General features: G+C 69.6%; 3 protein-coding genes. All 3 read left to right on the top strand.

What is annotated here, in order from left to right; genetic code table 11:
- Positions 1 to 141: 141 nt before the first annotated feature.
- Genes DRB06_RS11575 through DRB06_RS11565 form a run of 3 tightly spaced genes read left to right on the top strand, consistent with a single transcriptional unit; the run spans position 142 to position 2,638 of the window.
- A complete protein-coding gene (locus tag DRB06_RS11575) occupies positions 142 to 1,080 on the top strand; it encodes a class C sortase (protein ID WP_244542601.1) in 939 nt (312 codons plus the stop codon).
- The gene (locus tag DRB06_RS11570) at positions 1,043 to 2,068 is read left to right on the top strand and encodes a phosphatase PAP2 family protein (RefSeq protein WP_111820023.1); all 1,026 of its coding nucleotides are present in this window, start codon (positions 1,043 to 1,045) and stop codon (positions 2,066 to 2,068) included. The genes DRB06_RS11575 and DRB06_RS11570 overlap by 38 nt, the downstream gene beginning before the upstream one ends.
- A gap of 54 nt (positions 2,069 to 2,122) precedes the next feature.
- Complete coding sequence (locus DRB06_RS11565; protein ID WP_111820022.1) at positions 2,123 to 2,638, top strand: PH domain-containing protein; 516 nt, start codon at positions 2,123 to 2,125, stop codon at positions 2,636 to 2,638.
- The last annotated feature ends 241 nt before the right edge of the window (positions 2,639 to 2,879 follow it).

Below are 2,879 nucleotides of genomic sequence, written 5' to 3'. Positions count from 1 at the left end.
CGGGGAGGACATACGGCCTCCCCGCCACGCCGCGTGCCTGTCACTGACTTCGGGAGAGGAGGATCCTTGTCAACCAGACCCCGGCGCTCCCACCAGGTCGGTGATGGTGGCGACCGATGGCGCTTGTCGTGTCCGGCTTTGGTGTCTGCCCTGTTGGCGCTGGCCGGCATGTTGCTGTTCGCCTACCCGACCGTCGCCGCCTGGGTTACCCAGTACAACCAGTCCAAGATCATCACCACCTACGCCTCCGACGTCGACTCCGCCGACCCGGACGCCGCCACCCAGCTAGCCCAGGCGCATGCTTACAACGACGCCCTTTCCGTCGGCGCGGTGCTGGAGGCCAACACCAACGTCCCCACCGGCGTCGGCGAGGGCGGGGACGACACCCTCGACTACGACTCGATCCTGGACGCCAACGGCGCCGGGCTCATGGCCCGGCTGCGCATCCCCGCTATCAACCTGGACCTGCCCGTCTACCACGGAACCTCGGATGAAACCCTACTTGAGGGGCTGGGGCACCTCGAGGGCACCTCCCTGCCCGTCGGGGGAGAGGGCACCCGCGCGGTGCTCACCGGTCACCGCGGTCTGGCGGACGCCCGCATGTTCACCGACCTGAACCAGGTGGAGGTCGGTGACACCTTCGTCATCGAGGTGTTCGGGGAAGTACTCACCTATCGGGTGTTCGACACCAAGGTCGTCGAGCCCGACGAGACCGAGGCGCTGCGCGCCGAGCAGGGGCGCGACCTGGTCACCCTGGTCACCTGCACACCACTGGGCATCAACACCCACCGCATCCTGGTCACCGGGGAGCGCGTCTACCCCACCCCGCAGGAGGACCTGGACGCCGCCGGCGATCCCCCCACGGTGCCCTCGTTCCCCTGGTGGGCGGTGGGTCTGGCGGCAGGCTTCGTCCTGGTGGGTCTGTACGTGTGGCGCTCCGGCTACCCGCCTCGCAAGCGCGGCACGCGCACCCGCACCGCCACGCCGGCCGCGACGCCGGACTCCGACTCCACCCAGCCGCAGGTCGTATCATCCGGGCCCAATGACGTCTCGCAACAATTCCCTGACGCAACCTCCTGACCCCGGGCGGCGCGCACAGCGGCGCTCGCGCCTGCTGGCGGGCGTGCTCGCCGTCGTCTGTATGGTCGGCGTGGCGCTCACCTGGTGGCTGCTGGTGGTGCACCTGACCGGGCAGGCCATGGAGCAGGCGGCTCTGGACGGCTCCCGCATCGGCGCCCACATCGTGTCCGACCACGCCCGCAACCTGCTGCACGTGGTGTCCCTGCCGGCCGCAATCGGCCTGGTGCTCGTGGTGCTGGTCGGTGCCCGGTGGCGCGGCAGCCGCCGGCGGGCACTGTGGGCTGCGGGCGCCGTCGTCGCCATCAACATCTCCACCCAGGTGTTGAAGTACTTGATCCTGTGGCGCCCGGACTACGGGCTGTTCCGAAAATTCGGCGGCATGAACACCCTGCCCTCGGGGCATACCGCGGTGGCCGCATCCGCTGCCGTCGCCCTCATCCTGGTCACCGGCCCACGGTGGCGCGGGGCTGCGGCCTGGGCGGGAGCGGTGCTGGCCGCCGCCATGGGCTACTCCACTCTGGTGTGCCAGTGGCATCGTCCCGGTGACGTTATCGCCGCCCTGCTGCTGGCCACCTCCTGGGGCGCGGTGGCGATCGCCTGCGGCGCCTGGGCGGATGAGACGGGGCCCGCCGACTCCGAGCCCGCCGGCCCAGCGCCTGCGACGCCGCCAACGCCCGCCGAGGCGGAGGGCGGCGCCGCAGCGGGTGAGCTGCCGCCGGCGCGCTTGTCGTCCGCCGCCGTGCTGGGCGGGCTCGGGATCCTTGCGGGTGCAGCGGCCCTGATGCTGGAGGTGCTCACCTGGCGGGGCGTCGTCGACGCCGGTGGAGCCGGTGCGGTCGCCGCCGCGCAGCTCAGCCGCACCGCCGTCTTCATCGCCTATGCGGCGGGTGCCGTCGGCACGGTTGCGGTGGCCGGCATGGGCATGGCGGCGCTGGCCCTGCTCACGCCGCGCGGCGTCGACCAGGCGGGGCCAGCTGCCCGCGCGTAAGCCGGCGATGCCGGCAATGCGGCGCGAGCTCTAGCCGGGTGGCACACTGGGGGCATGGCTCTACCCCAGAAGCTGCTCAGCAAGGACGAGATCGTCGTGCGCCATATGCGCACCCACCCCAAGATCCTGCTGTGGCGCTCCCTCGTGGTGATCGCGCTACTGGCCGTAGGCGTGGTCGCCTCCATTCTGTTGCCGGATGCCAACTGGCGCACCGGTGCCGTCATCGCCGTGTGGGTGTTGGTCGTCATTGCGGCCATGCCGGCCTTCGTGGTGCCCTGGCTGCGCTGGATGACCACGACGTACACGGTCACCTCCAAGCGTGTGATCACCCGCTCCGGCATTATCAACAAGACCGGCCACGACCTGCCGCTGTCACGCATCTCCGACGTCCAGCAGGAGCGGACCATCACCGACCGCATGTTCGGCTGCGGCAGCCTCTCCCTGCAGACCAGCGCGGATGAGCCCCTGGTGCTGGTCGATGTGCCCGACGTGGAGATGGTGCAGGTGGAGATCTCCAACCTGCTCTTCCACGACGTCGAGGGCGCCGTCAACGCCGACCCCGACGACTGAGCGGTCGCCGACCTTTCGATGCGCGGCGCCGACGGGGCGGCTGGGACGTGTCTTGTATACGAGTTTCCCGCAAGGACACGAGTTTTGGAGGTTTGCGGGTGCGGGGCACGTGCAAAGCTCTAAAACTCGTGTTCGTGACGCGAACGCGTGTTCGTGGCTAATCGTCGCCTGTTATGTCTCAGGACATCGGTGACAGTTCTGTGTCAGGACATCGGTGACAGTTCGTGGGTTGTTGGGGGTG

Origin of the sequence: Actinomyces sp. Z5 (assembly GCF_003287795.1) — a bacterium.
Lineage (GTDB): Bacteria > Actinomycetota > Actinomycetes > Actinomycetales > Actinomycetaceae > Actinomyces > Actinomyces glycerinitolerans.
The sequence above is the reverse complement of the archived record's forward strand: the minus strand, read 5'-3'. Positions and strand labels throughout refer to the sequence as shown.